The 23744-nt window shown below is 72.0% G+C and carries 22 protein-coding genes; 15 read left to right on the top strand and 7 right to left on the bottom strand.

The window, feature by feature from the left end; translation table 11 throughout:
- Together AB0M79_RS19130 and AB0M79_RS19125 are read right to left on the bottom strand one after the other, a co-directional pair.
- Positions 1-426 (bottom strand): hypothetical protein, encoded by a 426-nt coding sequence (locus AB0M79_RS19130; protein ID WP_364215114.1) that lies wholly within the window; start codon positions 424-426, stop codon positions 1-3.
- 71 nt (positions 427-497) lie between these two features.
- Positions 498-1475 carry a YafY family protein gene (locus tag AB0M79_RS19125; protein WP_364215111.1) on the bottom strand — a complete coding sequence of 326 codons (978 nt, stop codon included), beginning with the start codon at positions 1473-1475 and terminating at the stop codon, positions 498-500.
- A gap of 128 nt (positions 1476-1603) precedes the next feature.
- Here AB0M79_RS19125 and AB0M79_RS19120 point away from each other — a divergent pair, with 128 nt between their 5' ends.
- Positions 1604-2344, top strand: a complete 741-nt coding sequence (locus AB0M79_RS19120; protein WP_364215108.1) for an NIPSNAP family protein — start codon at positions 1604-1606, stop codon at positions 2342-2344.
- On the opposite strand, the gene AB0M79_RS19115 is transcribed toward AB0M79_RS19120, so the two are convergent.
- Positions 2334-3791 (bottom strand): acyltransferase family protein, encoded by a 1458-nt coding sequence (locus tag AB0M79_RS19115; RefSeq protein WP_364215595.1) that lies wholly within the window; start codon positions 3789-3791, stop codon positions 2334-2336. The two genes, AB0M79_RS19120 and AB0M79_RS19115, sit on opposite strands and share 11 nt — an antisense overlap.
- Positions 3792-3955: 164 nt before the next feature.
- On the opposite strand from AB0M79_RS19115, the gene AB0M79_RS19110 reads away from it, so the two are divergent.
- The 7 genes from AB0M79_RS19110 (at position 3956) to AB0M79_RS19080 (ending at position 11675) form a co-directional block, all read left to right on the top strand.
- The gene (locus tag AB0M79_RS19110; RefSeq protein ID WP_364215105.1) at positions 3956-4162 is read left to right on the top strand and encodes a hypothetical protein; all 207 of its coding nucleotides are present in this window, start codon (positions 3956-3958) and stop codon (positions 4160-4162) included.
- Positions 4163-4182: 20 nt separating this feature from the next.
- Positions 4183-4332 carry a hypothetical protein gene (locus AB0M79_RS19105; protein WP_364215102.1) on the top strand — a complete coding sequence of 50 codons (150 nt, stop codon included), beginning with the start codon at positions 4183-4185 and terminating at the stop codon, positions 4330-4332.
- 55 nt (positions 4333-4387) lie between these two features.
- A complete protein-coding gene (locus tag AB0M79_RS19100) occupies positions 4388-6631 on the top strand; it encodes a glycogen debranching N-terminal domain-containing protein (RefSeq protein ID WP_364215099.1) in 2244 nt (747 codons plus the stop codon).
- A gap of 74 nt (positions 6632-6705) precedes the next feature.
- The gene (locus tag AB0M79_RS19095; RefSeq protein WP_364215096.1) at positions 6706-7557 is read left to right on the top strand and encodes an ABC transporter ATP-binding protein; all 852 of its coding nucleotides are present in this window, start codon (positions 6706-6708) and stop codon (positions 7555-7557) included.
- Positions 7558-7634: 77 nt separating this feature from the next.
- Positions 7635-8618: an iron-siderophore ABC transporter substrate-binding protein gene (locus tag AB0M79_RS19090; protein WP_364215093.1), complete on the top strand. Its 984-nt coding sequence runs from the start codon at positions 7635-7637 to the stop codon at positions 8616-8618.
- Between the two features lie 23 nt (positions 8619-8641).
- Entirely contained in the window at positions 8642-10717 is a 2076-nt protein-coding gene (locus AB0M79_RS19085) for an iron ABC transporter permease (RefSeq protein ID WP_364215090.1), read from the top strand.
- A 49-nt stretch (positions 10718-10766) separates the two neighbouring features.
- A complete protein-coding gene (locus AB0M79_RS19080; protein ID WP_364215087.1) occupies positions 10767-11675 on the top strand; it encodes a siderophore-interacting protein in 909 nt (302 codons plus the stop codon).
- A gap of 7 nt (positions 11676-11682) precedes the next feature.
- Here the strand turns inward: AB0M79_RS19080 and AB0M79_RS19075 are convergent, their stop codons facing one another.
- The 3 genes from AB0M79_RS19075 to AB0M79_RS19065 all read right to left on the bottom strand — a co-directional run bounded on the left by AB0M79_RS19075 (position 11683) and on the right by AB0M79_RS19065 (position 14652).
- The gene (locus tag AB0M79_RS19075) at positions 11683-12120 is read right to left on the bottom strand and encodes a VOC family protein (protein WP_364215084.1); all 438 of its coding nucleotides are present in this window, start codon (positions 12118-12120) and stop codon (positions 11683-11685) included.
- A gap of 116 nt (positions 12121-12236) precedes the next feature.
- Complete coding sequence (locus AB0M79_RS19070) at positions 12237-13292, bottom strand: hypothetical protein (RefSeq protein WP_364215081.1); 1056 nt, start codon at positions 13290-13292, stop codon at positions 12237-12239.
- 100 nt (positions 13293-13392) lie between these two features.
- Positions 13393-14652, bottom strand: a complete 1260-nt coding sequence (locus AB0M79_RS19065; protein ID WP_364215078.1) for a transglutaminase domain-containing protein — start codon at positions 14650-14652, stop codon at positions 13393-13395.
- A gap of 296 nt (positions 14653-14948) precedes the next feature.
- On the opposite strand from AB0M79_RS19065, the gene ngcE (AB0M79_RS19060) reads away from it, so the two are divergent.
- From ngcE (AB0M79_RS19060) to AB0M79_RS19050, 3 genes are all read left to right on the top strand, one after another.
- A complete protein-coding gene (ngcE, locus tag AB0M79_RS19060; protein WP_364215075.1) occupies positions 14949-16364 on the top strand; it encodes an N-acetylglucosamine/diacetylchitobiose ABC transporter substrate-binding protein in 1416 nt (471 codons plus the stop codon).
- 65 nt (positions 16365-16429) lie between these two features.
- Positions 16430-17338, top strand: a complete 909-nt coding sequence (locus AB0M79_RS19055) for a sugar ABC transporter permease (RefSeq protein ID WP_357539482.1) — start codon at positions 16430-16432, stop codon at positions 17336-17338.
- Between the two features lie 52 nt (positions 17339-17390).
- Positions 17391-18257: a carbohydrate ABC transporter permease gene (locus tag AB0M79_RS19050; RefSeq protein ID WP_364215592.1), complete on the top strand. Its 867-nt coding sequence runs from the start codon at positions 17391-17393 to the stop codon at positions 18255-18257.
- Positions 18258-18329: 72 nt separating this feature from the next.
- Here AB0M79_RS19050 and AB0M79_RS19045 read toward each other — a convergent pair whose 3' ends face one another.
- Positions 18330-19340, bottom strand: a complete 1011-nt coding sequence (locus AB0M79_RS19045) for a BadF/BadG/BcrA/BcrD ATPase family protein (RefSeq protein WP_364215071.1) — start codon at positions 19338-19340, stop codon at positions 18330-18332.
- Between the two features lie 218 nt (positions 19341-19558).
- On the opposite strand from AB0M79_RS19045, the gene AB0M79_RS19040 reads away from it, so the two are divergent.
- From AB0M79_RS19040 to AB0M79_RS19025, 4 genes are read left to right on the top strand one after another with little or no spacing between them, the layout of a single operon-like run.
- Positions 19559-20536 (top strand): MurR/RpiR family transcriptional regulator, encoded by a 978-nt coding sequence (locus tag AB0M79_RS19040; RefSeq protein ID WP_364215068.1) that lies wholly within the window; start codon positions 19559-19561, stop codon positions 20534-20536.
- A 32-nt stretch (positions 20537-20568) separates the two neighbouring features.
- Positions 20569-21318 carry an SIS domain-containing protein gene (locus AB0M79_RS19035; protein WP_364215589.1) on the top strand — a complete coding sequence of 250 codons (750 nt, stop codon included), beginning with the start codon at positions 20569-20571 and terminating at the stop codon, positions 21316-21318.
- Between the two features lie 57 nt (positions 21319-21375).
- Positions 21376-22809 (top strand): N-acetylglucosamine/diacetylchitobiose ABC transporter substrate-binding protein, encoded by a 1434-nt coding sequence (gene ngcE / locus AB0M79_RS19030; RefSeq protein WP_364215065.1) that lies wholly within the window; start codon positions 21376-21378, stop codon positions 22807-22809.
- A gap of 16 nt (positions 22810-22825) precedes the next feature.
- Positions 22826-23734 (top strand): sugar ABC transporter permease, encoded by a 909-nt coding sequence (locus tag AB0M79_RS19025; protein WP_357539473.1) that lies wholly within the window; start codon positions 22826-22828, stop codon positions 23732-23734.
- Positions 23735-23744 lie beyond the last annotated feature (10 nt).

Genomic DNA, 23744 nt, shown 5'->3' with positions numbered 1-23744 from the left:
TCACTCCCGGTCGAGGACCCGGTACGTGCCGGCTTCGTCCGTGGCGTCGGCGAGATCGGCGAAGTCCACGTTCCCGATGGACAGGTTGGCCGAGACGTCGGCGTACCAGCGGACCGGCAGCCGGAACGTGCGGCCGGGTTCGTCGTACGTGTCGACGGCGAGCAGGGGATTCTCGTCGTCGGTCATCGTGATGGTGTCGGCGAGGAACAGATAGGTCAGCTTGTCGTCGTCGCGGGCGGCGGCATCGAGGTCGACGATCGCCTGGACCGAGATTCCGGCGTAGGCAGCGTCGCTGACGAAGGTCGCGTGGGGATGCCGGTCGAGAAGGCCGATCTGTTCTTGCAGGGCGTGCCATGCGGTGTCGTCGGCGAAGTCGGTGCGGAGAACCAGCGACGTCAGGTCGGCCGGCTGGGGCAGGCGGATCATGTCCGTGATCCTCGCAAGCGTCGGCATGCCGCCGGTGCCCGCAGAACCGGGCGGCCTCGTCCGGGTGTCGCTCAGGCCGGCCCGTAGGTTCTGGCGAGTACGCCTACCGCGGCGGCCATCGCCTGGCGCAGTTCGGCCGGCGCGACGACCTCGACGTCGACGCCGAGCCGCAGCAACTCACCGCAGGCGTGCCCGGTGCTCTCGGTCGGGATGACAGCCTCGATCCAACCGTCGTCGCCGACGGCGGTCGCGGTGGCATCGACTGCCCGGACCACCTCCGGCGGGACGTTGTCGGGCAGCCGCCGACGCCCCTGCGCGGACAGGCGGATGGTGGCGGTGCCGGTGTAGCGGCGGGCCTGGAAATCGTCGAGGTAGGAGGTCCAGTACGCACCCAGGTCGAAGTCCCGCGGCCGGTCGAACCGTTCGTCGCTCGGCGTCGCGTCGAGGACCTGGGCGACCCGGTAGGTCGAGACGCGGTTGTTGGCGGCGGCCACGAGATACCAGATACCGGACTTGAGCACCAGGCCGTAGGGGCGAAGGTGGGGGTTCACCTCCTGCGGCGCCCGCCAACGGCGGTAGTGCACGTCCACCGCGCGCCCGGTGAGGATCGCGTCGGCGAACAGGGGCAGGTACGGCGTCTGTTCGGGTTCCCGATACCAGCCGGGCGCGTCGAGGTGGAACACCGCCGCGGTCCGCGTCGCCTCCTCGCGCAGCCCTGCCGGCAGCGCGGCCAGCAACTTGAGTCGGGCTGTCATCGTCTCCGCCGCGAGCCCCAGGTCGGCGGCGGGGCCCGGCAGTCCGGCGAAGAGCAGCGCCCGCGCCTCGCTCTCGCTCATCCCGGTGAGGCGGGTGCGGTAACCGTCGAGCAGTTGATAGCCGCCCCCGGGGCCCGGCTCCGCGTAGACCGGGACCCCGGCGGCCTGCAACCGCGCCAGGTCGCGGTAGGCGGTCCGTACCGACACCCCTAGTTCGTCGGCGAGCGTGCGTGCCGACATGCGGCCACGGGATTGCAGCAACAGCAGCACCGACAGCAGTCGACCGGCAGACACGGACGCATTTTCCCGGGAAACCCTGACAGCACCTGGCACACGGCCGCCCTACCGTCGGTGCGTTCCCGGCTCGGACCGAACGAGCCGGTAACCCGTACCCGGAAATGAGAGCCGAACAGGAGCCCGTCGTGTCCCCTACCAACCCTGTCGACCACATCCAAGTGATCGAGCTTCGCCAGTACAGGCTGCGGTCCGGCCGGCGCGACGAGCTCATCGAGCTGTTCGACCGGGAGTTCGTGGAGACCCAGGTAGAGGCGGGGATGGCCGTGCTCGGCCAGTTCCGGGATCTCGATGATCCGGATCGCTTCGTCTGGCTGCGGGGGTTCCGGGACATGGCGGCGCGTCACCGCGCACTGGCGGCCTTCTACGAAGGTCCGGTCTGGGCCGAGCACGGTCCCCAGGCCAACGCCACCATGATCGACTCCGACGACGTCCTCCTCCTGCGTCCCCTGTCGGCCGGAAGCGGATTCGTCACCTCCCCGGCCGGGCGGCCCCGGGCCGGCGCCCCGGCGCCGGAGCGATTCGTGTCCGCGACCCTGTGGTCCTTCCCTCCCGGGCGACACGAGGGCGTCGCGCTGGTCCGGGACGGTCTTCTCCCCGTGTTTTACGAGACGGGACCCGCGCCGCTCGCCGTCCTGGCCACCGAGACGGCCCACAACACGTTCCCCAGGCTGCCGGTCCGCACCGGGGAGAACGTCGCCGTGGTCCTCACCTCGTATCCCGACGAGAGGGCCTACCGGCAGCACCTCGCCGATGTGCGGGATCACCCCGTCGTACGGGACGAGATCCTGCCGGGCATCGAGCGGGCGCAGACAGCAGCGCCCCGGGTACTGCGCCTGGCGCCCACCGGCCGCTCGCTCATCTTCTGACCTGGCCGTCGGGTTGGGGTGGGCGGGCGCGGGCGGTGGTGGCGCGGGCGAGTTCGAGGGCGGCGACGCCGACGAGGAACGATGCCAGTGCCCAGCCGGGCATCCCGAGCAGCTGCTCGCCCGCCCGTGGTGCGGCGTTGATGCCGACCAGGCCCGCGGTGGCCGCCGCGAAGCCGGCCACGGTCAGCGCCGACCGGGTCGTGGCCCGGCCGCCCCGCTGGTCGGGTACGGCGTCCCGCAGCCGGTGGGCGGCGCGGGTCTCGACCCGGCCGAAGACCGCGACCAGGCCGGCGAGCAGCACGATCAGCATGAGCAGCCAGGGCACCCGCCAGAGCCACCAGTCGAGCGTGCCGACCGGCGGGGTGGGCAGCACGCCGAGGGCGTCGAGCAGCCCGGCGAGCAGGAGTACGGCGCTGACGTGCCAGAGGAAGACCGTGAGCACGAACGCGTTGATCGCCACGACAAGCGTCCACCCCGCCGTAGCCCCGCCACCCCGCCCTTCCCCACGATCTTGCGGTTGTCGCCTCCCATTGCGGGCAGAAGGGGGAGACAAGTGCAAGATCGCGGGAAGCCGGGAGCCGAGCCGGCGCAGCAGCAGGATCAGGGCGATCTGGGTGGTGGCCAGGGTGAGCAGGGCGAGGCTCGGCGGTGACATGTTGTGCAGTCGCTCACCCGGAATGTTGATCATGCTGACCGGATACGGCCCGAGCCAGGTCAGCAGGACCGTGGCGGTGAACCCGCCGACCAGCAGCGGCACCAGCACCCGGGGCCGGGTCGGCCAGCCCGGCCGGCCCGCGCACGCGTCCCGCCAGGCGAAGCCGACCTGATGGATGGCGAGCCACCCGAACAGGAAACCGCCGACCGCCAGCCCGCCGTGCCCGGCCAGCCGGGCGAGATCCCCTAGTGCGACGAGGCCGGCGAGTACCAGCGGCACCGCGACGCCGTACCGGCGGTGCAGGGCGTACATGGGCCGGGTCAGCAGCACCACCAGCAGGTACGGCGACAGGAACCACAGCGGGATCGCCGCGAACCAGACCGCGTCGCGGACCAGTTTCGGGTCGGCGCCGGCGACCCGGGCGACGAGCGCGGCGAGGGCGAGCGTCACGAGCAGGACCGTGGTCGGTAGCAGCAGCCGGCGGCCCCGGTCGAGCAGCCAGGTGACGGTGCTGCCGCCGCGGTCGCGGTGCGCGGTCAGCGAGGCGGCGTTGGCATACCCGCCGACGAGGAAGAACACCGGCAGCACCTGGACCAGCCAGGTCAGCGGCCAGGCCCAGCGCAGGTCGGGCAGCGCGGAGTGCCCGGTGAGCCGTCCGTGCGGGGTGTGCGTGATGACGGTGACCAGCCAGTGCCCGAGGACCACCAGCGTGATCGCGAGGGCCCGCAGCGAGTCGACGTAGCGGTCCCGGCTCGCCGGGGTGCGCGCGGCGAGCTGACGCAGGCCGGCCAGCGGTCGGGGCATGCCCCGACGCTATGCGCCGGCCCGGCCACCGCGACCGCGAACGCGGCAAGCCGGCCGGCGCGGGTCCGACGCCGTACGGCTGTCGGGGGGCGCTAGGGTACCCACCGGTTTCGCGCCGGCCGGCCCGGGACCGCCGGGCGGGGAGGCGACGGATGGTGTCGTTGCACGAGGCGACGCTCAGCTCCGGCGACGGCATCGTCCTCGTCGAGGATCTGGACTACGAGGCCGTCTCGGCCGCGATTGGCGGGGCCTTCGCCGACTCGGCCGGGCCACCGGGCACGCGCGGTGGCGCGAAGCTGTTCGGCAGCAGCGGCGGATCCTGCTCATCCGCTGCGCCCATCAGTAGAGCCGGCCCCTGATCCGGGTCGAGGTGTGGGACATGGTTCCGGCGGTGTTCGAGGCGCGAACGGAGATCTACCGGATCCAGGAGGAGACCTTCCGCCTCACGGCGACCGAGTCCGACGCCGTGTGGCGGCGGCTCATCGGTGTCGAGCGCTATCTCCTGCGGGTTTGGCCGGCCGAGGTCTAGCCGCCGGGCGTGAAGGCCGGCGGTACGGGTATGGACCCGCGTGGCCTCACCGCCGGTGCGTGACGTGCGGGTACGTCCCGAACTGCTCTACGTGGCCAGCGGCTGGAGCACGCTGGTCACCGACGTACGGGGGCGGGTCGGCGGCACCGATCCGCAGGGCTTCTTCGCCGACAACACCCGGGTGCTGAGCCGGGAACGGATCACCGTCGACGGGCGGACGCCGACCGTGTTCAGCACGGCCGACGTCGCCGCGCACGCGCAGATGTCGTACGCGGCGTTGGCCGAGGCGGAGGTGTTGCCGTCGGTCGCGGCGTACCTGGTGGTGGAGAGGTTCGTCGGTGCCGGGCTGCGGACCCGGCTGCGGGTGCTCAGCTATGCCGCGGCCCCGCTGTCGCTGCGGCTCGGGGTGGAGGTCGACGCGGACTTCGCCGACACCGTCGAGGCGGAGTCGGGGCGGCGCCGGCAGGAGGCGCCGGTGGCCCGGTCGTGGGACGGTCGCGAGCTGCTGTTGACGTACGGGCGGCCGGGGCTCGACCGGGCGGTGGCGATCGGGGTGCACGGCACCGACGGGTTCGGGTACGCCGACGGCGCGTTCACCGTCGACCTGAACGTGCCGCCGCGTGGTGAGGCGTCGGTGGAGGTGCTGGTCGAGCCGGTCTTCGACGGCGTGCGCCGGTACGCCCCACCCCCGCTGTTCACCGACCCGCCCGCCGAGCCGCGATCTTGCACTTCTCGCCCGGCGAATCCGGCGAATGGAGGAGACAACCGCAAGATCGCGGGGACGGGGGAGCGGGACGCGGGGACGGGGGAGCGGGGGGCGGGGACGGGGGAGCGGGACACGGTGGCGGCGGAGGCGCGGGCGGAGCTGCGGCGGGAACTGTCCGGGCTGCGGTCGACGAATCAGGGCGTCGCCATGGCCTGGGCGACCGCCGTACGGGATCTCGCCGCGCTGCCGCTCGGCGAGCCGGCCGGCCCGACGGCGCCGTTCGCCGGACTGCCGGCGTACCAGCAGATCTTCGGCCGGGACACGCTCGCGACCTCCTGGCAGGCGCTGCTGGCCGGGCCGACGATGCTGCGCGACAGCCTGCGCCTCAACGCCGGCTACCTGGGCCGGCGGTTCGACGACTGGCGGGACGAGGAGCCGGGCAAGCCGCTGCACCAGGCCCGGCGGGGGCCGGTGTCGGTGCTCGGGCTGGACGCCTTCGCGCGCTACCACGGCGACTACGCCACCGGTCCGGACTTCCTGTTCGGCCTCGGCCAGTACCTGGCCTGGACCGGTGACCTCGACACCGTACGCGAGCTGATGCCGGCGGCCCGGCGGATCGTGGCGTGGCTGGACCGGTACGGCGACCTCGACGGTGACGGGTTCCTGGAGTACCGGTGCCGGTCGGCGGCCGGGGTGCGCAACCAGGGCTGGAAGGACTCCGATACCGCGATCGTCGACGAGCGGGGCGAGGTGGTGGGCAACCCGATCGCGACCAGTGAACTCCAGGCGTACTGGTACGCCGCCCTGCGGCACGGGGCGCTGGCGTTCGCCGCGACCGGCGAGCGGGCGTACGCGGTCCGGCTGGTCGGCCGGGCGGCGGCGCTGCGCCGGCGGTTCCAGCGGGCGTTCTGGCTGCCGGAGCACGGGTTCCACGCGATGGCGTTGGGGCCGGACGGCCGGCCGGTGGTGTCGGCCAACTCGAACGACGGGCACCTGCTGGCGGCCGGGATCGTGTCGCGCCGGGTCGCCCGGGTGGTGGCCGACCGGCTGATGCGTCCGGACATGTTCAGCGGCTTCGGGGTCCGGACGCTGTCGGCGGACCATCCGGCCTACAACCCGTTCAGCTACCACCGGGGCAGCGTCTGGCCGGTCGAGGCGGGCACGGTGGCGCTGGGGCTGGCCCGGTACGGCTGCTGGCCGCACCTGCACGCGGTGGCGGAGGGCCTGTTCGCGGCGGCCGGGATGTTCGAGGGGCACCGGCTGCCGGAGGTGCTGAGCGGGCTGTCGCGGTCCGAGACGCCGTACCCGGGGGTCTATCCGGACTCGTGCTCGCCGCAGGCGTGGTCGGCGAGCACGGTGGTGGCGATCGTGCAGGCGCTGCTCGTGGCCCGGCCGGTCGGTCCGCTGCGGACCCTGCTGGTCGATCCGCACCTGCCGGCGTGGCTGCCCGATCTGGAGATCGAGGGGGTACGGGTCGGCGGGGCGATGTTCGACCTGCGGGTCCGTCGGCGCCGCGACGGTACGGCCTCGGTGCGTACCCGGGGTGACCGGATCCTGGTGCTGCGCCGGCCGCCGCGGGACGCCCGGCGCTGACCGCCGCGCGTTCGTGCCGGTCAGGGCGTCGGGACCTGTTTGACAAGATCAAAGGTTAGGCTAACCTGAGTGACATGGTGGATGTGCTTCAGCCGGGAAGCGCCCGGCCGCGGCAACGCGACGGGCTGCGGGCGGCGAACCTCTCGCTGGGCTACCAGGGACACCCCGTCCTGCGCGACGCGGGGGTCGACCTCACCGAGGGCGCCGTCACCGTGCTGCTCGGGCCGAACGGCAGCGGCAAGTCCACGCTGCTGCGCGCGTTGGCCCGGCTGCACCGGGTGACCGAGGGCAGCATCACCCTCGCGGACGGATCCTCGGCGGCCGATCTCACCGCCCGGCAGTTCGCCCAGCGGGTGACCCTGCTCACCCAGAGCCGCCCGGTCCCCAGTGGAGTCACCGTCCGCGACGTCGTCGGCTACGGCCGCCACCCGTACCGGGGCGGCTGGCGCTCCACCGACCCCGACGGGCCGCGCGTCATCGCCTGGGCCATGGAGGTCACCGGCGTGGACACCATGTCCGGCCGGGGCGTCGACGAACTGTCCGGCGGTGAACTGCAACGGGTCTGGCTCGCCACCTGCCTCGCCCAGGACACCCGGATCATCCTGCTCGACGAACCGACCACCTTCCTCGACCTGCGCTACCAGGTGGAGATCCTCGACCTGGTCCGCGACCTCGCCGACACCCACGGCGTCGCCGTCGGCCTCGTCCTGCACGACCTCAACCAGGCCGCCGCGATCGCCGACCGGATCGTGCTGCTGCACGGCGGCCGGGTCCGGGCCGCCGGACCACCGGCCGACGTCCTCACCGAGGAGATCCTCACCGGGACCTACGGCATCCCGATCGAGGTGACCACCGACCCCGTCACCGGCCACCTCAACACCCGGCCGATCGGCCGGCACACCCACCGGAGCACCGCCGCGGCCTGACCCGCCCCGACCACCAACCAGCCGCCCGCCGGGACCCGGCGGGCCGGTCCATCCTGCCTGTCGTCAAAGAGAGAATCATGAACCGACGCACCCTCCTCGTCACCGCACTGTCCGGCGTACTCCTGCTCGGCGCCTGCGGCACCACCGAGCCGACCCCGACCGGGAACGATGCCGGCGCCGCCCCCAGCACCGGGCCCGTCACCTTCACCGACAGCCGGGACAAGGAGATCACCCTCGACGCCCCGGCCACCAAGGTCGTGGCCCTCGAATGGGCGGAGGTCGAGCAACTGGTCACCCTCGGCGTCATGCCGGTCGGGGTCGCCGACGTCAAGGGCTACGGCACCTGGGTGACCGCGGCCAAGCTCGACGCGTCCGTGACGGACGTCGGCACCCGCGCCGAACCGAGCGTGGACTCCATCGTCGCCCTGCAACCCGACCTCGTCCTCGCCCGCTCCAACCGCGGCGCCGAACTCGTCGCCCAGCTCGAGAAGTACGTGCCGGTGCTGGTCACCGCCGGCAGCGACACCGACGACAACCTGGGCCGGATGCGCGACGAGTTCCAGACCATCGCGACCGCGGTCGGCCGCACCGAGCAGGCGACGAAGGTGCTCGCCGACTTCGACGCCGCGATCGCCGACGGAAAGCAGAAGATCGCCGCCGCCGGCGCCGCCGGCCAGCAGTTCGCCATCGCCGACGGCTACCAGCAGGGCGGCAGCGTCTCGATCCGGATGTTCGGACAGGGCGCCTTCGTCTCCCAGATCGGCATCGCGCTCGGCCTGAAGAACGCGTGGCCAGGCGCCGGCGACCCGATGTGGGCCCTGGACCAGACCGACGTCGAAGGGCTGACCGCCATCAAGGACGCGGACGTACGCTTCTTCTACAACGCCTCCGACGGCGACGACGTCTTCGCCGGCGGCCTGTCCGGCAACCCGATCTGGCAGTCCCTCGGTTTCGTGCAGCAGAAGAAGCTGCACCGGATGCCGGACGGCATCTGGACCTTCGGCGGCCCGCTGTCCGGGATCCAGTACGCCGAGCAGCTCGTCGCGGCCTACACATCTTGAGCCAGGTCAGCACCCTGCCGCGGGTGACGCCACCGGCGTCACCCGCGCCGGCCGTCGGCCGCCTCACGGTCGCGTTCACGGTGGCGGTGGCCCTGACCGTGGCGGTCGCCCTCGTCCACCTCACCCAGGGCACGTCCTCGGTCGACGCCGTCGACCTGCTGCGGCTGGCCGTGGGTGGCGGCGACCCCGGCGCGGCCGAGGTGCTGGTCGGCTCCCGACTGCCCCGGCTCCTCGCCGGACTGACCGTCGGTGTCGCCCTCGGCTTCGCCGGCGCCGTCCTCCAGTCGCTGGCCCGCAACCCGCTGGCCTCGCCCGACACCCTCGCCGTCAACGCCGGTGCCCACCTCGCCGTGGTCGCCGTGGCCGCCGTCGGCATCAACCTGCCCGCCCTGCCGGCCGGGCTGGCCGCCTTCGCCGGCGGTCTGGCCGCCGCCGGCCTGGTGCTGGTCCTGTCGGCCGGCGGCGCCTCCGGACCGACCCGGCTCATCCTGGCCGGATCGGCGACCGCGCTGGCACTCAGCGCCCTGACCACACTGCTGATGCTCCTCTTCGAGGAGTCGACCATGGGACTCTTCGCCTGGGGCAACGGCTCGCTGGTGCAGGGCGACCTGAGCGCCGTGGCGCAACTCGCCCCGGTCGTGGCCCTGGGCGTCGCCGGCTGCCTGCTGATCGGCGGGCGGCTGGACATCCTCGCCCTCGGCGACGACACCGCCAGCGTGCTCGGCCTCGACGTCCGCCGTACCCGGCTGGTGGTGACCCTGCTCGCCGTCGGGCTCGCCGCGGCGGCGGTGACCCTGGCCGGCCCGGTCGGCTTCGTCGGACTCTGCGCACCGGTGGTCAGCCGCCTCCTCTCCCGCTGGGTGCCCGGGCTCCAGCGGCACCGGGTCCTGCTGCCCCTGTCCGGCCTCGCCGGGGCCTTCCTCGTCCTGGCCTCCGACGTCGTCCTGCGCGCGACCCTCGGCGGTCAGGCCGGCGTCGACATCCCCACCGGCGTGGCCACCACCATTTTCGGCGCCGTGATCCTGGTCTGGCTGGCCCGCCGGCACCGCGACTCCGGGCCGACCCGGCAACCGCCCGCCGCCCGGCCGAACGCCGCCCGGTCCCGGACCCGGCTCGGCGTCGTCCTGGGCATCTGCGCCGGCGCGGCCGTCGGCGCCCTCGTCCTCGGCATGCTCGCCGGGGACACCTGGCTGCTCACCGGCGACGTCGTCAACTGGCTACGCGGAAACAGCGGCCTCGCGTACACGTTCGTCCTCGACCAGCGGTATCCACGCGTCGGCGCGGCACTGCTCGCCGGCGCCGCCCTCGCCATCGCCGGCACCACCGTCCAGGCGGTCTGCCGCAACCCGCTGGCCGAGCCGGGAATCCTCGGCATCACCGCCGGTGCCGGGGTCGGCGCGGTCTCCCTGCTCACCTTCGTCCCGATGGCCGGCGTCTGGGCGATGTCGACGGTGGCCGGCGGCGCCGCCCTGCTGACCTTCGCCCTGGTCTACGGCCTGGCCTGGCGGGGCGGACTCAGCTCCGACCGGCTCGTCCTGATCGGTGTCGGCGTGTCCGCCGCCGGCCTGGCGATGATCACCTTCATCGTCGTGCGCTCCGACCCGTGGAACACCGCCAAGGCGCTGACCTGGCTCTCCGGGTCGACGTACGGCCGTACCGCCCCGCAACTCCTGCCGGTCGCGATCGCCCTGCTGGTGCTCACCCCGGTCGTCGTCCTCGCCCGCCGGCACCTGGACCTGCTCTCCCTCGACGACGACACGCCACGGGTGCTCGGCGTACGGCTCGAACGCACCCGGCTGGTCGCGCTGGCCGGAGCGGCGCTGCTCACCTCCACCGCCGTCTCCGCGGTCGGCGTGATCGGGTTCGTCGGCCTCGTCGCCCCGCACCTCGCGCGGGCCCTCGTCGGCGGCCGGCACGCCCGGGTGCTGCCCGTCGCCGCCCTGCTCGGGGCGGTCCTGGTCAGCCTCGCCGACACCCTCGGCCGGACCGTCATCGCCCCTGCGCAGATCCCGGCCGGCCTGGTCACCGCCCTGATCGGCACGCCGTACTTCGTCTGGCTGCTCTGGCGCTCCCGGACCGACCGGGCGGCGACCGGATGACCCGCCCCGGCAACCGGCCATCCCGCACCCACGACCAAGGCAGGCCCCGATGACCGACCTCCGCCCCGCCCCGGAATCCGTCGCACCGTGGCGGCACTTCCACACCGAGACCGCCCGGTTGCGGCGCCTCAGCCCGTCGTTCCTGCGGGCCACGTTCACCGGCACCGACCTCGACCGGTTCGCCGACCTCGGCTACGACCTGCGGATCAAGCTCGTCTTCCCGCTCGCCGAACACGGCTTCCGGACGCTGCCCGAGGGACCGGACTGGTACCGGCGCTGGCGGTCGCTCCCCGCCGACCAGCGCAACCCGTTCCGCACGTACACGGTCCGGGCCGTACGGTGCGCGGACCGCGAGATCGACGTCGACCTGGTCCTGCACGACGGAGGTCCGCACGGCCCCGCCGCCCGCTGGGCCGCCACGGCCCGCCCCGGCGACCGGATCGTCGTCATGGGACCGGACAACGCCTACCACGGGGACCACGGCGGCCGGGAGTTCGTGCCGGCGCAGGCGGACCGCCCGATGCTGCTCGCCGGTGACGAGACCGCGGTGCCGGCAATCTGCGCCATCGCCGAGCGGCTGCCGGCCGACAGCCGGGGGGAGATCCTCATGGAGGTGCCGCTGCCGGAGGACGTCCTCGACTGTCCGGCACCCGCCGGGGTGACCGTCACCTGGCTGCCCCGGTCCGGCGCACCGCACGGCAGCCGGCTGGAACCGGCGGTCCGGGCGGCGGCCGAACGACTGTTCCCGGCCAGCCGCCCGGCCGCCGTCGTGGCCGGGGACGGCGACCCGGAGGAGATCCTCTGGGACGTCCCGGCCGGCCCGAGCTACGTGTGGCTGGCCGGTGAGGCCGGCGTCATCCGGCAGCTACGCCGGCACCTGGTGTCGACCCGGGGGATGGACCGTGGCTCCGTCGCCTTCATGGGCTACTGGCGGCAGGGGCACGCCGACCCGAGCTGACCGGGCGCTACCCGGGCGGGATCGGGGAACCCACCCGGTGCAGCGTCCCGTCCGGGTCGACGAAAGCGAACTCCCGCAGCCCGTACGGGGTGTCGGCCGGCTCACCCAACCGGCCCTCGACACCTGACCCGGCCCAGGCGGCGTGCACGGCGTCGGCGTCGGAGACGTAGAGGTAGACCGTCGCCGCCGTCCGGGCGGGGTCGTGCTCGGCCCACTCGGTGAGGTGCAGGGATATCCGGTCGCGGTCGACGAATCCGTACCGGTCGGCACCCGCGTACGGCCGCACGGTGAAGCCGAGCCGCCGGTAGCGGTCGAGCGCGGCGTCCAGGTCACGCACGGGCACGACGGGAGCGATCCGGTCGAATGTGATCTCCTCGGGCATGCGGTCCTCCACGTCGTCGACCCCGGCCGGCGTTGTTGGCCGGACGTCGGCACCGTACGACACCGGTCGTGCCGTACCTGGCGGCGACCGTGGACACCGACATGCGACGGCAGGGCTCGGGAGCGGGCCCGGGGCGCCGGGGCGGGGGAGCGGTCTGGTCCACCCCGGCGCCGGGCTCGTCAGTCGACGACCGGTGGCGCGGTCCGGGCCGCCTCGGCCAGGGCCGCCGCCTCGCTGGCGTACGGGTTGTAGGTGTAGGTGCGGGACAGGCCGCCGGGAACGGCGAAATACTCGGTGGACAGTTTCGCCGGATCGGTGGCGATCTCGCCGCGGGCCGGGAGGTCGTCGCCGTCGTCCCAGCCCCAAGGGGCGTTCGCCGAGTTGACCGAGCAGGCCCAGGTGCCGGTGCCGCAGCCGCCGGACGCGTCGCCGGCGAAGGTGCCGAGGTGTGCGAACAGGTCCGGGTTGGCGCGCTGCGCCCACAGGCCACCGGGGGCGAAGATGTCGACGAGCCGGTAGCGGACGTCGCGGTCGTCGGCGTGGCTCGGAGTCTCGGCCACCGTCGACGGGTAGTAGACGATGCCGTCGCCGACGATGTCGTACTGCGGGTGGGCCTTGAGACCGTGCCCCTTCGCCTCCTGGGCGGTCACCGGGTGCTGGTGCGGGTCGTGCGGCGAGGACTGGAACCGCACCGTGCCGTCCACGGTCTCCCGGCCACCGGTCCAGGTGCTGCCGGCCGGCGTGTACGAGAAGAAGTCGCCGTGCGCCACGGTCACCGCCGCCCGCAGGGTGCCGTACGTGGAGCCGTCGCGTTCCACGACGAACAGCACGCCCTCACCGTCGTTCTCGTGCTCGGTCTCGAAGAACGGATGGTCGGTCCAGTCGCGGGGATGGAAGAAGAAGTAGGTGAGGTACCAGTGGCTGGCCGTCTCCAGCACCGAGTAGTAGACGTGGGCGGCGAACGACACGTCCGGGGCGGCGGCCCGGTCCCAGTTGTTGCGCCCGGCGAGGTCGCCGTCGAAGTCGACGCGGGTGATGTAGTCGGACCGGCCGGCCAGTGCGTGGCTGCCGGTCACGTCGACGTCCTGGTAGTGGATCGGTGCCCAGCGCAGCGCCAGGTCGGCCCGGCTGACCGCGGCCCGGGCCGGCGCGGCCACGGTGAGCGTGACCGCGGCCAGCGCCAGCACCAGGGCGGCTGCCGTCGATCGCCGGATGGTCCGGCCACTGTCGATCATGTACGCCCCAATCACCAAACTGATAGATGGCAATCAATTTAGGTGATCGGTGGTGGCCGTCGGGTGACCACGGGGCGAAGGGTTGTCGGCCGGGCCGCTCTCACCGCGCCCGGTAAATCAGCTCGTGCGGCGTCAGGCTGCCGTAGCGGGTCCGCACCGCCACGGTCGCCCGGTGCTCACCCGGATCGGTGGCCAGCACCCACGCCCCGCCGACCGGCAGCGTCTCGGTGTCGGTGTCCGTCTCGACCCGGAACCCGTCGGCGAACGGGTGGTTCGTGACGGGACGTATCGCGGCCCACCCGTCGACCAGGTCGAGGCCGATCCCGACACCGGACAGGTCGGGGTAGAGCACGGCCGGGTCGTGCTCCAGCCGTGGCGTGCACACCAGGCCACGTTCCTGGTGTACGGGCACGAACGCGCCGGCCGCCCAGGTGCCGCCGGTCGTCGCCACCGCCGCGAAATGCGACCGCCAGACGTCGGTCTCCCCGGCGGAGAGACCGGCGCCGCGGCGGACCGCCCGTACCGGCAGGCCCGCCCGGACCGCCGCCTGAAGCTGTGCCGCGCCCAGCGGGATGCCGTCGGAGTCGACCCAGTGGCACCGGTTCTGTCCGTCGAGGACGATCCACCGGTCGAGGCCGTCGATCCACGCCTCGGTCGCCATGTGCCCCCGGGACAGGCCGACGTGATGGTCCGGCTGCCGCAGGTCGAGGCGGCGGGCCGGAATCCCGACCGCGTTGAGCGCCTGGGTCAGCACGAGCGCGTATTCGACGCAGGCGAACCGCTCGCCGGCGTCCACCCGTTCCAGGCAGGTCACCGCGTCGTCGACGTCCAGGTGGCCGTTCGCGTGCGCCCACCGCCGGCCGACCCACTCGGCCAGGCCGGTGGCCGTCTCCCACGCGTCGGTCGCCGGGGCGGGAATCCGCGCCCGCAGGGTGGGCTCGCGCTCCGGCGGCAACCGGAACAGTGCCGGCGGCGGGGCCGTCGGCAGGACGGGCCAGGTGAGCAGTTCCAGCGACGGTGGCGGCGCGGGGGCGGTGAGCCTTTCCAGCAGCCGGGGCCAGTCGGGGTCGCCGCCGAACGCGGCTTCGAGCTCGCCGGAAAGCACCTCCGGTTGCCGGAAGCCGCCGTCGATCACCTCGTCGAGCAGGGCGTACGCGCCCGGGTCGCCGATCCGGTGTGCGGCGACGGCGCACCACGGCCCCCACATGTGGGTCCAGAAAACGACATCGCGACGAAGTTCGCCGCGGTAGGCGTGGATGCCCGCCCAGTCGCGGGCCCGGGTGAGATCGTCGCCCCGGGTACGCAGCTCGTTGAGCCAGTCAGCGGTGGTGGTTTCCGTCCTGTACGGTCCGGCGGCCATTCGTCCTCCCCGGTGGGCGCGGTGTCCGACAGCGGTGTCCGGCAGCGTATCGACGTCGGTCAACCGGCGACGGGTCGCGTCCTCCCGCCCGGTCCGCCTTCGGGACCGTCGGCTGTGGGGGAACGCCAGGGCGGGATGGTCGAGGATCGTAACGGTTCGGGGCCGAGGGCTTGCCGTCCGAGCGTTGATGTCGTAAGAATCCTTCAGTAATTGGTGGTTAACTGAAGACAAGCACCAGTGATGCAACAGCAACGGTCGAAGGTCTGCAACGCCCCTCCGTGATCCGAGGAGAGACCATGAAAAGGCGTGACATTCTGGGTCGCGTCGCCGCCGCCGGCGTACTCGCCACCCCCGCCGCCGCCCTGCTCGGCGGCTGCGCCCTCGGCGGCGGCGGTGACGACGGTGACGGCGGCGACGCCAACCGGGCCGAGAAGACGGCCGACAACCCGCTCGGCGTCAAGACGGACGCCCCGCTCGAGGTCGTCATCTTCAACGGCGGCTTCGGCGAGGAGTACGCCAAGGCCCACCAGGCGATGTACAACGAGAAGCACCCCCAGGCGAAGATCACCCACTCCGCCACCCCGGAGATCAGCAAGACCCTGCAACCCCGCTTCGTCGACGGCACCCCGCCGGACGTGGTGAACAACTCCGGCGCCGGCCAGATCGACTTCAACGGTCTGGTCTCGCAGGACGCGCTCGCCGACCTCGGCGAGGTGCTCGACGCGCCCAGCCTCGACATCCCGGGCAAGACCGTCCGCGACACCCTGCTGCCCGGCGCCGTCGAGGTCGGCTCCTACGACGGCCGGTTCCTGGTCATGAACTACACCTACACCGTGTACGGCATCTGGCACTCCGCCAAGCTGTTCGCCGACCGGGGCTGGACCGACGCGAAGACCTGGGACGACCACATCGCGCTCTGCCGGCAGATCAAGGCCGCCGGCATCGCCCCGTGGACGTACGCCGGCAAGCACCCCCGCTACATGAGCTGGCCGGTGATCTCCACGGCCATCAAGTTCGGCGGACCCCAGGTCGCCACCGCGATCGACAACCTCGAACCCAACGCGTGGAAGTCCGACGCGATGCGGACCGCCGCCGACGCCTGGCACCAGATCGTCAAGGACGGCTACATCCTCGCCGGCTCACCCGGCCTGGACCACGTGCAGTCGCAGACCGCCTGGTGCCAGGGGCAGGCCGCCTTCATCTCCTGCGGCTCCTGGCTGGAGAGCGAGCAGAAGAAGGTCACCCCGGAAGGCTTCGACATGGCCGTCGCCCCGACGCCGAGCCTCGGCGCCGGGGACAAGCTGCCGTACGAGGCGATCCGCGGCACCGCCGGCGAGCCGTTCGTGGTGCCGGCCAAGGGCAAGAACGTCGCCGGCGGCCTGGAATACCTGCGGGTCATGCTGTCGATGAAGGGTGCCCAGGACTTCACCCGCAAGGTCTCCAGCCTGACCGTGGTGGCCGGCAGCACCGAGGGCGTCGAGCTGCCGCCCGGGCTGACCAGCGTCGTCAAGGCGCTCGACGCGTCCGGGACCAACGGCTTCAACTGGGTCTACCCCTCGTACTACCGCAAGCTGGAGCGCAACCTCGTCGACGCCGCCTGCGGCGAGTTCTTCAGTGGACGGATCGGACCGGCCGAGTTCCTCGACCAGTGCCAGAAGGGCGCGGACGAGATCGCCGCCGACAGTTCGATCACCAAGTACAAGCGGGCCTAGCAGCCACGCCGACGCGGGACCGCCCGCCGGTCCCGCGTCGGCCTCCGTGGGCAGGAAGAATCTCCGTGAGACATGGCAAGTATCCGCTGATCGTCACCTTCCTGGTGCCGCCGCTGCTGCTCTACGGCATCTTCGTGCTGTCGCCGTACCTGCAGGCGTTCCAGATCTCCACCACCAACTGGCTCGGCTACTCCGCGGAGGCCGACTTCGTCGGGCTGGAGAACTTCGCCACGCTGCTGCGCGACGGCTACGTCTGGAACGCGATCAAGAACAACGCGGTCCTGCTCCTGGTACTGCCGCTGGTGACGATCGGGCTGGGCCTGTTCTTCGCCACCATGCTCAACATGGGTGGCCGGCGCGGCCGGGCCGGCGTGGTCGGGGTGACCGGCACCGCCGCCTACCGACTGGTCTACTTCTTCCCACAGGTGCTGTCCGTGGTGATCATCGCGATCATCTGGCGGGAGGTCTACCACCCCAACAACGGCCTGCTGAACGCCACCCTCGGGACCTTCGGCATAACCGGGCCGACCTGGCTCGGCGACCCGCGCTTCGCGTTCTGGTGCGTGCTCGCCGTGCTGATCTGGAGCAACGTCGGCTTCTACGTGGTGCTGTTCGGTGCCGCCATGCAGGCCATCCCGCGCGACATCTACGAGGCGGTCATGCTCGACGGGGCGTCGCGGTTCGTGACCCTGTTCAAGGTCACCATCCCGTTGCTGTGGGACACCGTCCAGGTCGCCTGGATCTACCTGGCCATCGCCGCCCTCGACGGGTTCATCCTCGTGCAGTTGATGACCAACGGCGGACCGAACTTCTCGTCCGACGTGATCGGCCTGCGGATGTACGACACCGCCTTCGGCAGCGAGACCAAGTTCGGGTACGCCTCCGCGATCGGTGTCGTCATGTTCTTCCTGACCCTCTCGGTGGCGGTGCTGGCCCTGCGCGCCGCCCGGCGTGATCGGATCGAATACTCATGAGCGAGCGTTGCGAGGCGACGTCGTGACCGTTCTTGATCGGTCTACCTCCGATGTGGCGAAGGTCCGCGAGAGCGATCCGGCCCCGCGCCGCGAGACCGGCGTCGCCAACGCCTTCTCGCACGGCTTCCTGCTGCTGTGGGGGCTGCTGACCGCGTTCCCGCTGCTGTGGGTGCTGGTCAGCTCGTTCAAGAGCGACGCGGAGATCCTCGGCGACCCGTGGGGGCTGCCCTCCGCGCTGCGCCTGGAGAACTGGGCCCGGGCCTGGACCGAGGCGAACATCGGCCAGTACTTCCTCAACAGCGCGATCGTCGTCGCCGGCTCGCTGACCCTGACGATGTTCTTCGGCGCCACCGCCGCGTACGTCTTCGCCCGCTACGAGTTCCGCGGCCGGCAGCTCGCCTACTACCTGTTCGTCGGCGGGATGATGTTCCCGGTGTTCCTGGCCCTGGTGCCGTTGTTCTTCGTCGTCCGCAACGCCGGGCTGTTCGGCACCTGGACCGGCCTGGTCCTGGTGTACGCCGCGTACTCGCTGCCGTTCACCGTCTTCTTCCTGACCGCGTTCTTCCGTACGCTGCCGACCTCGGTCGCCGAGGCCGCGCTGATCGACGGCTGCGGCCACTTCCGGCTGTTCTTCCGGGTGATGCTGCCGATGGCGCGACCGGGGCTGATCAGCATCGCGATCTTCAACTTCCTCAGTCACTGGAACCAGTTCATCCTGCCCCAGGTGCTGATGCAGGGCGACGAGTCGAAGTGGGTGCTGGCGCAGGGGCTGGCGGCGCTCGCGATCAACCAGGGTTACGAGGGCGACTACAGCGGCCTGTTCGCCGGCCTCACCCTCGCGATGCTGCCGGTCCTGGTCGTCTACATCGCCTTCCAGCGCCAGATCCAGAGCGGACTGACGGCCGGCCAGCTGAAGTGATCCGCGTCGTCGTGATCGTCTGCTGATCAGGCGGTCGACACGCCGTGCGGGCAACGGCGGAACAGCAGACGATCACGGCAGAACGCCAGCTCCGAGCAGGCGGTGGTGCAGGGCGGCCGGGTCGGTGACGTCGGGCAGGGTCCGGGCGGCCAGCCACGCCGCGCCGGCCGCGCCGTCCCCGGCGGTCACCAGGGGAGCGGCCGGCCACCGTTCGCGCAGCGCGTCGCCGAGCGCGGCCGAGAGCGGCGTGTCCCCGGTCAGCAGCCCGCCGCCGAGCACGATGGGGCCGCGGTCGCCGTCGCCGCGGATCCGGCCGACGCTGCCGGCCAGCAGGCGGGCGGCCGTGGCGATGACGTCGGCGGCGACGGGGTCGTCGGCGCGCGCGGCGCGGACGACGAGCGGGGCGAGGGCGGCCAGGGCGATCGGTGGGCGGGCGGTGACGGCCTGGACGAGGGCGTCGACGGTGCGCCGGGCCGGTCCGGTGGGGGGACCGCCGCCGGTGGCCGGGTCGCCGAGCAGTTCGGTCATCACCAGGTCGGGTAGGCCAGACCGTGGCTGACCGGTTTCGATCGCCGCGAGGGTGCGCCGTACGGCTTCCCGGCCGAGCCAGAATCCGGAGCCGGCGTCGCCGAGCAGCCAGCCGTGGCCGTCGGCGACCCGGTGCAGGGTGAGGTCGCGGATCTCGCCGGCGATGGCCCCGGTGCCGGCGATGACGATGCTGCCGTCGGGGTGCGGGGTGCCGGAGGCGTAGGCGGCGAGGGCGTCGCCGGTGACGTCGTACCCGCAGCGCAGGCCGACCTGGTCCCAGACCCGGTCGAAGGCGGCGCGGGCGACCGGGTCGGCGAGCAGCCGGCCGGCGCCGGCGAGCCCCATGGCGGCGGCGCTGACCCGGCCGGGGTCGACCGGGGCGAGGGCGGCGGTGAGGGCGAGCCGCAGTTCGCCGGCGGCGGCGTCGGCGCCGTGTGTGGTGGGGTTGCCGCCGCCGGCGCGGCCCCGGCCGAGGACGGTGCCGGTGGTGGTCGCGACCAGCGCGCGGGTGGAGGTGCCGCCGATGTCGAGCCCCACCACGAGGGATTCGCTCATGAACCCTGGCCGCCTCTGCCGATGAAGTCGATGGAGCCGTCGGATCTGCCGGCGTCCATGCTGCGCGGCGCGGCGGTCGCGGGCAACCCCGGGGTCCGGCAATCAGTGCCGGGCCGAGGTAACAGTTTGAAAACTTCACCCATGGCCTTGACAGGGAGGGGCCTTTAGTAAGAACTTTTACCACTAACAGTTAACACTCCTTTCCGAAAGGCGAAGGCATGGCTGAACGCGAGGTGGACGTCGCCGCGGTGACCGCCGTGGTCGACTCCTCCGCGGGCAGCCGCCGGCCCGCCGCGCCCCCGTCGCTGTCGGTCGCCGACGACGGTGCCCTGCTGCGCGTACGGGCGCGGTTGCCCGAGTTCACCGGCGCCCTGCTGCGGGTCGCCGACCAGGTGCTCAGCGACCCCGACGCCGCCGCCCGGGCGACCATCGTCGAACTGGCCGAACGCAGCGGCACCTCGCCCGCCACGGTCACCCGCTTCTGCCGCGCGCTGGGCTACGAGGGGTACGCCGAACTGCGGCTCGGCATCGCCGCCGAGACCGGCCGGGCCCGCTCCGCCGGCTGGAGCATCGACATCGGCCGGGAGATCCAGCCCGGCGACCCGCTCGACCGGGTGCTCGACCAGATCATGGCGGCCGACACCCGGGCCATGCACGACACCGCCGCGCTGCTCGACCTGGCCGAGGTCGAGCGCGCCGCCGACGCCATCGCCGGCGCGCAGCGGGTCAACATCTTCGGCGCCAGCGGTAGCGCGCTGGTCGGCGAGGAACTGCAGTTCAGCCTGCACCGCATCGGTGTGGCGGCCTGGGCCTGGACCGACGTGCACAACGGACTGGCCAGCGCCGCCCTCCAGCGGGCCGGTGACGTCGCCGTCGGGATCTCCCACAGTGGACAGACCCGGGAGACGATCGAGATGCTCGCCGAGGCCGGCAGCCACGGCGCCACCACGGTCGCGCTGACCAGCTTCCCGCGCTCGCCGCTGGCCGAGCTGGCCGACATCGTGCTGGTGACCGCCACCCAGGCGACCACCTTCCGGCCCGACGCGCTCTCCGCCCGGCACCCGCAACTGGTGGTGCTCGACCTGCTCTACATCGCGGTGGCGCAGCGTACCCACGACGTGGCGCACGCGGCGTTCCAGCGCACCGCCCAGGCCGTCGACGGTCACAAGGCCGCCAAGGACGGGGGTGCGGCGTGACCGGGCTTGACGAGCGCAGCGAGAGGGGCCACGTGGTCAGCATGCAGGGGTACGCGGACGCCGTACGGCCGGTTCTCGACCGGCTGCTCGACTCCGAGGCCGCCGGCATCGCCCGGGCCGCCGACCTGATCGCCGGGAGCCTGCGCGAAGGCGGTGTGCTCCAGGCGTTCGGCGCCGGCCACTCCGAGGCGTTCGCCGCCGAACTCGTCGCCCGGGCCGGCGGGCTGGTGCCCACCAACCAGCTGTCGCTACGCGACCTGGTGTTGCACGGCGACGCCTCCCGGGACGTGCTCGGCGACCCCAAGCTCGAACGCGACCCCGCAATCGCCCACCAGATCTACGCGCTCGCGGCGCCACAGCCGCGTGACGTGTTCGTGGTGGCGTCCCAGTCCGGCATCAACGGCTCGGTCGTCGAGCTGGCGACGCTGGTCAAGGCCCGCGGCCACCACCTGGTCGCGGTCACCTCCGTCGAGCACACCGCGCGGGTCGCACCACGGCACCCGTCCGGCCAGCGGCTCGCCGACATCGCCGACGTCGTGCTGGACAACGGCGCGCCGTACGGCGACGCACTGCTGCCGCTGACCAGCGGCGGCGCGGTCTGTGCGGTCTCCTCGGTCACCGCGGCGCTGCTGGCGCAGCTGCTGACCGCAGAGGTCGTACGACGGTTCCAAGTAGCCGGTGAGGTACCCCCGATCTACCTCTCCGCGAACGTCCCCGGCGGGGACGAACACAACACCGCGCTCGAGTCGCGGTACGCCGGACGTATCCGGCGCACCGCCTGACCCGTGCCATCCGATAACTCGAATTCGACGCGACGTAACCGATCCGAGGAGCGAGACATGTCCGCAACCCCCGACAACACGTCGGACCTCACCCGGCGCACGGTCCTGCGCCGGGCCGCCACGGTCGGCCTGCTCGCCACGCCGGCCGCCGGCCTGCTCAGCGCCTGTGTCGGCAGCGGTGGCGACGAGCCCCAGGAGCAGGCGGAGGGCGAGAAGACCGCCGAGAACCCGCTCGGTGTCGACCCGAAGGCGCCGCTGGAGATCGTGATCTTCAACGGTGGCTACGGCGAGAAGTACGCCACCGACGTGCACCAGCCGCTGTACAAGACGAAGTTCCCCGAGGCCGAGATCAAGCACTCGGCGACGCAGGAGATCGCGACCACGCTCCAGCCGCGGTTCGCCGGCGGCAACCCGCCGGACTTCGTGAACAACTCCGGCACCAAGTTCATGGACTTCGGCGCGCTGGTGCAGGACGGCCAGATGCAGGACCTGACCGAACTGTTCGACGCCCCGTCGGTCGACGACCCGGCCAAGAAGGTCCGCGACACCCTGATCGCCGGCACCGTCGAGCAGGGCGTCTACAACGGCAAGCCGTTCGTGCTCTTCTACGTCTTCACCGTGTACGGCCTGTGGTACTCCGACAAGCTGTTCAAGGAGAAGGGCTGGGCGCCGCCGAAGACCTGGGCGGAGTTCACCGCGCTGCTGGACACCATCAAGGCCGCCGGCATCACGCCGTACTCGTACGCCGGCAAGAACGCCCCGTACTACCAGTACCTGGTGATCCTGTCGACGGCCGCGAAGATCGGTGGACCGGACGTCCTGAAGAACATCGACAACCTGCAGGACGGCGCGTGGACGGCCGAGCCGGTCAAGCAGGCCGCCGAACTGTGGGCCGAGATCGGCGCCAAGTACATGGACAAGAGCCACGAGGGTCTGATCCACACCGAGGTGCAGCTCCAGCAGAACCAGGGCAAGGTGGCGTTCTACCCCAGCGGTTCGTGGCTGGAGGCCGAGCAGACCCAGTCGACGCCGGACGGCTTCAACTACGCGGTGATGCCGATCCCGTCGGCGACCTCGGCGGACAAGCTGCCGGGGACCGCGGTGTACGCGGCCCCCGGTGAGGGCTACTTCGTCGCCGCCAAGGGCAAGAACCCGCGCGGCGGCATGGAGTACATGCGCCAGATGCTGTCGAAGGCCGGCACCAAGGGCTTCATCGAGCTCAACAAGTCGCTGACCGCGGTCGCGGGCTCGTCCGACGGCATCCCGCTGACGCCCGGCCTGACCAGCGCCAGCGCCGCGCTGTCCGCGTCCGCGCAGGACGCCTTCAACTACCGGTTCCCGGACTGGTACAAGGAGCTGGACACCGAGCTGCGTACCGCGACCAACGCCCTGATGTTCGGGCGGGAGAACGCCACGCAGTTCGTCGAGCGGATGCAGAAGAAGGCGGACGCCATCAAGTCCGACTCGTCCATCACGAAGTTCTCGCGCTGATCGGAGTACCGGGGTCATGCGGCACGGCAAGTACCCGTTCGTCATAGGGTTCCTTCTGGCACCCGTGACGCTGTACGTCGTTTTCGTCATCGCGCCGTACGCGCAGGCGTTCTACATGGCGGCGACCAACTGGCGCGGCCTGTCGCCGGGACAGTTCGTCGGGTTCGAAAACTTCGAGCGTCTGTTCCAGGACGACGTTTTCTGGAAGGCGTTGCAGCACCACGGCGTTCTGCTGCTTGCCCTGCCGCTGCTCACGATCGCGATCGCCCTGTTCCTGGCGTTCATGCTGAACGTCGGCGGCGGGGCGAAGCAGGGGGTCATGGTCGGGGTCCGGGGGTCGAAGTTCTACCGGGTGGTGTTCTTCCTCCCCCAGGTCCTGGCCGTGGCCATCCTCGGTGTGCTGTTCCAGGCGGTGTACCGCGCCGACGAGTCGGGTCTGATCAACGGTCTGCTCGGCGGCCTCGGCATGGAACCGCTCGGCTTCCTGATCAATCCCGACATCGCCCTGTGGTCGATCATCGGGGTGCTGGTCTGGCAGGCCGTCGGCTTCTACGTCGTACTGTTCTCCGCCGGGATGGCGTCGATCCCGAAGGACATCTACGAGGCGGCGATGCTCGACGGCGCCTCCCGGGTCGGCCTGTTCTTCCGGGTCACCATCCCGCTGCTGTGGGACACGCTCCAGGTCGCCTGGGTCTATCTGGGCATCATGGCGTTCGACGCGTTCGCGATCGTCTGGACGCTCTCGGTCGACCAGGGCGGCCCGGACGGGTCGACCACGGTGCTCGGCGCCGAGATCTACCGGAACGCGTTCGTCTTCTCGAAGTACGGCTACGCCTCGGCGATGGGCGTCGCGCTGTTCTTCCTGACGCTCACCTTCGCCGCGCTGAGCCTGCGGGTCAGCCGGCGCGAATCCGTCGAGATGTGAGGGAGGTCGG

Origin of the sequence: Polymorphospora sp. NPDC051019 (assembly GCF_040683055.1) — a bacterium.
Taxonomy (GTDB): Bacteria; Actinomycetota; Actinomycetes; order Mycobacteriales; family Micromonosporaceae; genus Polymorphospora; species Polymorphospora lycopeni.
Note: the sequence above shows the minus strand (reverse complement) of the source record. Positions and strands in the feature narration are given on the sequence as shown.